Origin of the sequence: Fontibacillus phaseoli (assembly GCF_003337355.1) — a bacterium.
Classification (GTDB): Bacteria; Bacillota; Bacilli; order Paenibacillales; family Paenibacillaceae; genus Fontibacillus; species Fontibacillus phaseoli.
On the sequence record NZ_QPJW01000005.1, the window covers coordinates 252,723 to 258,722 of the forward strand.

The 6,000-nt window shown below is 53.1% G+C and carries 7 protein-coding genes; 6 read left to right on the forward strand and 1 reads right to left on the reverse strand.

What is annotated here, in order from left to right:
- Nucleotides 1-6: 6 nt before the first annotated feature.
- The 6 genes from abc-f (at nt 7) to DFP94_RS15320 (ending at nt 5,270) form a co-directional block, all read left to right on the forward strand.
- Entirely contained in the window at nt 7-2,073 is a 2,067-nt protein-coding gene (gene abc-f, locus DFP94_RS15295; protein ID WP_114497333.1) for a ribosomal protection-like ABC-F family protein, read from the forward strand.
- Between the two features lie 12 nt (nt 2,074-2,085).
- The gene (locus DFP94_RS15300) at nt 2,086-2,496 is read left to right on the forward strand and encodes a DNA-3-methyladenine glycosylase family protein (RefSeq protein WP_181873166.1); all 411 of its coding nucleotides are present in this window, start codon (nt 2,086-2,088) and stop codon (nt 2,494-2,496) included.
- A 144-nt stretch (nt 2,497-2,640) separates the two neighbouring features.
- The gene (locus tag DFP94_RS15305; RefSeq protein WP_114497334.1) at nt 2,641-3,891 is read left to right on the forward strand and encodes an ArnT family glycosyltransferase; all 1,251 of its coding nucleotides are present in this window, start codon (nt 2,641-2,643) and stop codon (nt 3,889-3,891) included.
- A complete protein-coding gene (locus DFP94_RS15310; RefSeq protein WP_114497335.1) occupies nt 3,888-4,595 on the forward strand; it encodes a glycosyltransferase family 2 protein in 708 nt (235 codons plus the stop codon). Before DFP94_RS15305 ends, DFP94_RS15310 begins: the two co-directional genes overlap by 4 nt.
- Complete coding sequence (locus DFP94_RS15315) at nt 4,592-4,939, forward strand: DUF2304 domain-containing protein (protein ID WP_114497336.1); 348 nt, start codon at nt 4,592-4,594, stop codon at nt 4,937-4,939. The genes DFP94_RS15310 and DFP94_RS15315 overlap by 4 nt, the downstream gene beginning before the upstream one ends.
- Nucleotides 4,923-5,270, forward strand: coding sequence for an EamA family transporter (locus tag DFP94_RS15320; protein ID WP_114497337.1), 348 nt, complete (start codon nt 4,923-4,925; stop codon nt 5,268-5,270). Before DFP94_RS15315 ends, DFP94_RS15320 begins: the two co-directional genes overlap by 17 nt.
- Nucleotides 5,271-5,647: 377 nt before the next feature.
- Here DFP94_RS15320 and DFP94_RS15325 read toward each other — a convergent pair.
- A partial coding sequence (locus tag DFP94_RS15325) for an integrase core domain-containing protein (protein ID WP_147273861.1) occupies nt 5,648-6,000 on the reverse strand: 353 nt, incomplete at its 5' end.

Consider the following 6,000-nt stretch of genomic DNA (forward strand, 5'->3'; position numbering starts at 1 on the left):
TATAAAATGATGATTCAATGTGCTCACATTCAAAAATATTATGGTGCCGAGCTGGTGCTCAGCGATGTATCGTTCGAAATCAAAGAAGGCGAAACCGTCGGCCTCATCGGCAGAAACGGTACCGGCAAAACAACGTTAATGCGCTTGCTTACGGGCAGCGAGGCCCCGGATCAAGGCGAGTTGATGATCCGCAAAGATGCGGTAACCGGCTCGCTTGCCCAGATTCCCGATTACGGACGGGAAGAAACGGTCTACGATGTGCTGCGTTCCGCCTTCCAGCCATTACTTGACGCCAAAACCGAAATGGAGCGGTTGGAGAACGAAATGTCCCTGGCTGCCACAGTGGGGACGGAATCGGCGCTGGAAAGTCTGCTCCGGCAATACGGCCGGCTGCAGGAAATGTTCGAGCGGGGCGGCGGCTATGAAATTGAGGCCGACATTGACCGGGTCGCTGGCGGAATCGGCATCCCGGCACAGCAGTATAACCGTCCCTTCTCCTCCCTATCCGGCGGCGAGAAAACCAAGGTCGGCCTGGCTGTGATTTTGTTGCAGGATCCGGACATCCTGCTGCTCGACGAACCGACCAATCATCTCGATATGGCCGCGATCGAATGGCTGGAAGGCTTCCTGCGCTCTTTCAGCGGAACCGTCGTAGTCATCTCGCATGATCGCTACTTTCTCGATGCCGTAGCTGAAAAAATCATCGAAATCGAGGATGGCGAAGCGTTTACCTATCATTGCAACTACAGTAGGTATAAAGAGGAAAAGGAAACAAGGCTGCTTCAGCAATTCGCCGATTATCAGGAACAGCAGAAAAAAATCAAAAAGATGCAGGAAACGATCAAGCAGCTTATCGAATGGGGTAACCGTTCCAACCCGCCAAATCCGGGCTTCCACCGCCGCGCTGCTTCGATGCAAAAGGCGCTGGACCGCATGGTCAAGCTGAAAAGGCCGGTGCTGGAACGAAAGCGGATCGATTTGCAGTTGGAGCAGTCCGACCGCTCAGGCAAAGAGGCGCTTATTCTCACGGAGGTAAGCCAATCCGCGGGAGGAAGGCAGCTATACCGCCGGATCAGCCGGAGTCTGCGCTACGGAGAGTCCGCCGCCCTGATCGGCGGCAACGGCGCCGGCAAGAGCACGCTGCTCAAGAGCATTCTCGGAATCGGCGACGCTCCCGATGAAGGCGAAATCCGCCTCGGCGCCCGGGTGGAAACAGGATACCTTGCCCAAGAATCCGCGCCCTCCGAGGAGGAAGGGACGGTACTTCAGTTTTTCCGCGACGAGCTCGGCATGGAAACGGGCGAAGCCCGGAACCAACTAGCCCGGTTTCTATTTTACGGCAGCGACGTGTTCAAAAAAGTACGCAGCTTGTCCGGCGGAGAATGGACGCGTCTGCGGCTAGCGATTCTGATGTATAGAAAGCCGAATCTTCTGCTGCTCGACGAGCCGACGAACCATTTGGACATCGACTCGCGGGAAGCGCTGGAGGAGGCGCTGGAAGAATACCCGGGCACCCTCCTGGCCGTGTCGCATGACCGCTACTTCATCAACAAAATTGCCGGTCAGGTGTGGCTGCTGGAGGACGGACGGTTGTCCGTGACGCTGGGCAATTTTGACGACTTCCGCTCGGAGCGGCTGAAGCGGCAAGCCGCGGCGGACGGGAACGGCGCGGGCGGCCAGCGCCGGGGGGCACCAAGCGGGAGCGGCGGCGCAGAGACGGACGCCGGCGCGGGGGGCCAGCCGCGCGGCGGGAACGCGCCGGTCGAGCAGGCCGGGGCGTCCGGTGTGGCGGCTGCGGCTGCGATGCCCGCTGGCAGCGGCGCGGAGGCCGGCCGGGACGCGGGAGGCCGACGGCCGAAGGCGGCGAATCCAGCGGCGGTAAGCAAGCTGGAACGCGACATTGCCGCTGCCGAGGCGGAGCTGGCTGCCGTCGACGCGGCCATGCTGGCGCCGGAGGCGGTCTGCGACGCCGGACGGCTGGCCGCGCTGCAGTCGGAGCGCGATGAGCTGCAGCTCAGGATCGACGCGATGATGGAACAGTATTTTGGCATGATTGACGATTCCACCTTATAAAGGATTCTGGTCATGAACGAAAATTCTGCCGTATTTCATCTCCACCCGGAGGAAGCCTGCGTCCGTATGCTGACCGGGGAAGTCGACCTCGAGAGGCTTGGAACCGCAAGCGATGAGGAAGCCGTACAATCCCTCCTCTCGATTAAAGGCATTGGCCGCTGGACGGCCGAAATGTTCCTGATCTTCGCGCTGGGTCGCGAGCATGTCGTATCCCTTAGAGACATTGGGCTTCAACGCGCTGCGAAGTGGGTATACGATATGGAGGAACGGATCGACTGGAAATATTTGCAGCAGGTTGAGCACCTCTGGGCGCCTTATGGATCGATAGCTTCCCTCTATTTATGGGAAGCCATCAATGCGGGCCATGTCGATTCCGGAGAGACGCTGGAGCAACGATTCACCAAATTGCATGAAACTTTATGAGCCTTTCAAACGTTGAAGGATTGCGCAAGCTTTTTTATGGATATAAACTGATATAATGGGTCTGAAAGGAAAATGAAAGTGAATGATTAGAAAAAGGGGTTGAAAAATTTGTTCTCACCATCCGGAATCAGCCGGAGGGAAAAGATGCTGCTCCTCGGATTGATCGCCTTTGTTGCCATTCTTTCCAGCATCATCGTCCTCGCGTACAACGATTATTTTCTGCTGGGGGATCCGGTAAAGCCGAACAATGACGATGTCAAATATATTCAAAGCTCCAGGCTGCTACTGAATGAAGGAGTGCTGGCCTATAACACGAAGGAGCGGCCTTCCGCTTTTATTATGCCTGGCATGCCTTTTCTGTTGGCTGGCTTTATGGCGATATTCGGTCAGGATCAGGGAGGCGTCATCGCATTCCGGATTTTTCAGTGTCTGGAACAGGCCTTGTCGATTTACCTCATTTTCTGGATCGGCAGGCGGATATTCAATAACCGGGTTGGGATTATTGCCGCTATCATTAGTGCGTTGTATCTGCCCGACTATTTTTCATCGGGTGTGATTTTATCGGAAACGACCTTCCGGACTATTCTTTTGCTTATGGTTTGCGTTACTATTCTGGCGCTGGAGCGCAACCGGACAAGCCTGTATGTACTAATTGGGGTTTTGACCGCGGCGGCTGCCTACTTCAAACCGCATGCCTCCCTTTACCCTGCCGTATTTCTGGTGCTTTGGTGGAGGGACAAGCTGCCCTGGCGGCTTATGCTGAAGTATATGTTCCTTATGGTTATCGTCTATGCCGCCCTGCTTACGCCATGGTGGATCCGCAACTGGGTGACGTTTCATGAGTTTATCCTTTTTACCAATTCGGGGGGCAGCCCTTTTCTGCTGGGGACGCGGATTCACGGACAACTGCCGCCAGAAGGCTTCTTCGAAGCCTATCCACAGTATGACCCGAAAACTTTGTTTCAAGGTTCGGATAGTACGGCGGTTCAAAAAGGTTTGGACGTCATTTCCTACGGTTTTAAGCATGAACCGCTGAAATATTTGTACTGGTTTACGTTGGGCAGATGGGTGGAGCTGTATTTTCATCCCTTCTACTCCCGTCCGATTTGGCCGATCAACCGGCCGGTCATGAATGTGCTGCAAATCACCCTTATGCTGGTCAATATGGCAGGAATCGTATGGGCGCTGGTTAAATGCCGGTTCTCCCGCCTGCTTCCGCTGTTGCTGGCTTTGAGTTATTTCACGGTCATTTATCTTCCGTTTGTTGCGTTTAACCGCTACGGCTATCCCAATATTGCGCTGCTGATCCTGTTCGGTGCTTTTCTGATTGATCGATGGCTGCCGGGATATTCCCGGTCCGATCATCCTGAAGTGAGGAGGCCCTCTGCCCTATGAAAACACTGATCATTATTCCTGCATACAATGAAGAGGGCAGTATTGCCACCGTCATCCGGGATATTCACCTCCATGCGCCGGAAGCCGACGTGATCGTGATCAACGACGGATCGACCGACCGGACGGAACAGCTCGCCGAGCAGGCCGGTGCCAAGGTCCTGACGCTTCCCTACAATGTCGGGATCGGAGGCGGAATGCAGACGGGATATTTGTACGCCCAGCGGATGGGCTATGATATCGCGGTACAGATGGACGCCGACGGTCAACATCCGGCCAAGGAATTGCCCAAGCTGATTGCAAAGGCGGCGGACAATGACCTGGTCATCGGTTCCAGGTACGTCGAGACGACTTCCTACCGTTCCTCCCGCCTGCGGCGGATTGGAATGTTGTTCTTTTCCGGTCTCGTATCCTTGGTGACCGGGCAGCACTTTACCGATACGACCAGCGGATTTCGAGCTGCCGGACGCAAAGTAATCGAACTGTATGCGGACTATTATCCGATCGACTATCCGGAGGTAGAATCGATCGTATACCTGAAACGCAAAGGCTGCCGGATCGCCGAGGTGGCGACGGAAATGCATGACCGGCAAGCTGGAAAATCTTCTATTACGCCTTGGAAATCGGTGTATTATATGATCAAAGTAACGCTAGCGGTATTAATGAGCGCGATCCGGTACGACAGAACGGCGGTGTCCAAGCCATGACGATCTATATATTGTCGGTGGCGGTTGCCTTTCTGTTTTTGCTTCTGGTCCTGGAACTGGTCCGGAGACAAAAGCTTAAAGAACAGTATTCCCTGCTGTGGATTCTGTTCAGCGCGGTCCTGTTCATCGTTTCTTTTAACGTTTCTTTAATCGAATGGATTGCAGCGCGCCTCGGGGTCAAATATGCGCCTGCCGTCCTCTTTCTGTTTGGGCTGTTATTTTGCTTTGCATTCATACTTCACCTGACGATCGTCGTTACAAGACTCACCGCCCAAGTGCTGCGTCTGACCCAGGAGCTGACGATTTTGAAGGAACGGGAGGCTCTCCATGGACAAAACGATTAGTTATCTCCTCTTATTTGGCAACATAGTATTGCTGGTCACCGGCCAAATGCTGTTTAAAATCGGCCTGGGCCGTTCAGGAGGCCTTCACTGGGGCAAGCTTGTCACCTCACCGGCCGTCATCGGAGGCATTGCGCTCTACGGCATAGCTACCTTGCTATGGTTCGCCGTATTGACGCGAATGCCATTGAGCGTTGCCTATCCGATGCAGGCTTTTGCTTACGTATTGGCGATGATTCCCGCCTACTTCATGTTTAATGAAACGATAACACCGACCAAACTGGCCGGGATTGCGGTCATCCTTTTCGGGGTATATTTGCTGGCAAGAGCATGAGGAGCTGACGGTGCGGCTATACTTTGGGCGATAAAAAAGGCTAATTAATTAAGCGAGCGAGCATACTTTCGATGGTAAAATCTACTCTCCAGGGAGAGCCTTATTTCGGCGGGGAATCATATCCCGGCTGCTGCTAGGCTGTTGTGCCGAAACAACTAACTGGAAAACCTACAGTTATTTTTAGGCAAACGCTCATTCATTTACAATTAGCTGTAAAACCTACAGTTAATTTGGCTAGAAATCGCTGAATTCACCTAGATCGGTTGAAATAGATGGAGGTTCTCCATCTATTTTGCGATAAAAGGGTAGTTTCTTTAAATTAGCGGCCGGGCCCCCGAATATTGGACACTTTAGGATCAAACCTTAGTTAGACGGAGTTATACGGCAATTTTAAACGCATTTACTTCGTTTCTCTCCAACTTTGCTTTAAATTCAGCAGGGGAGTAACCATATAAACTCATGTGAATTCGGCGGTTATTGTAAAAGTCCATGAATCGATCAAGAACATCGAATGCTTCTTCAAAATCCATAAAGATATGCCGCTTAAAACACTCTCGTTCCAAGATGCTATGAAACGATTCAATATACGCATTTTTGTTTGGGGTTCGATTCGGTGTTCTTTCATGGATCAGCAACTCTTCGTTGTTCTCAAAAAACGCTCTGAATTTGTGACTCTTGAATTGCGGGCCGTTGTCGGTACGCACCACGAGCGGCGTTCCTTGCGTGTATA

Coding starts and splice junctions, on each gene's coding strand:
- abc-f (WP_114497333.1), top strand. CDS start 7: ATGATGATTCAATGTGCTCACATTCAAAAATATTATGGTGCCGAGCTG.
- DFP94_RS15300 (WP_181873166.1), top strand. CDS start 2,086: ATGAACGAAAATTCTGCCGTATTTCATCTCCACCCGGAGGAAGCCTGC.
- DFP94_RS15305 (WP_114497334.1), top strand. CDS start 2,641: ATGCTGCTCCTCGGATTGATCGCCTTTGTTGCCATTCTTTCCAGCATC.
- DFP94_RS15310 (WP_114497335.1), top strand. CDS start 3,888: ATGAAAACACTGATCATTATTCCTGCATACAATGAAGAGGGCAGTATT.
- DFP94_RS15315 (WP_114497336.1), top strand. CDS start 4,592: ATGACGATCTATATATTGTCGGTGGCGGTTGCCTTTCTGTTTTTGCTT.
- DFP94_RS15320 (WP_114497337.1), top strand. CDS start 4,923: ATGGACAAAACGATTAGTTATCTCCTCTTATTTGGCAACATAGTATTG.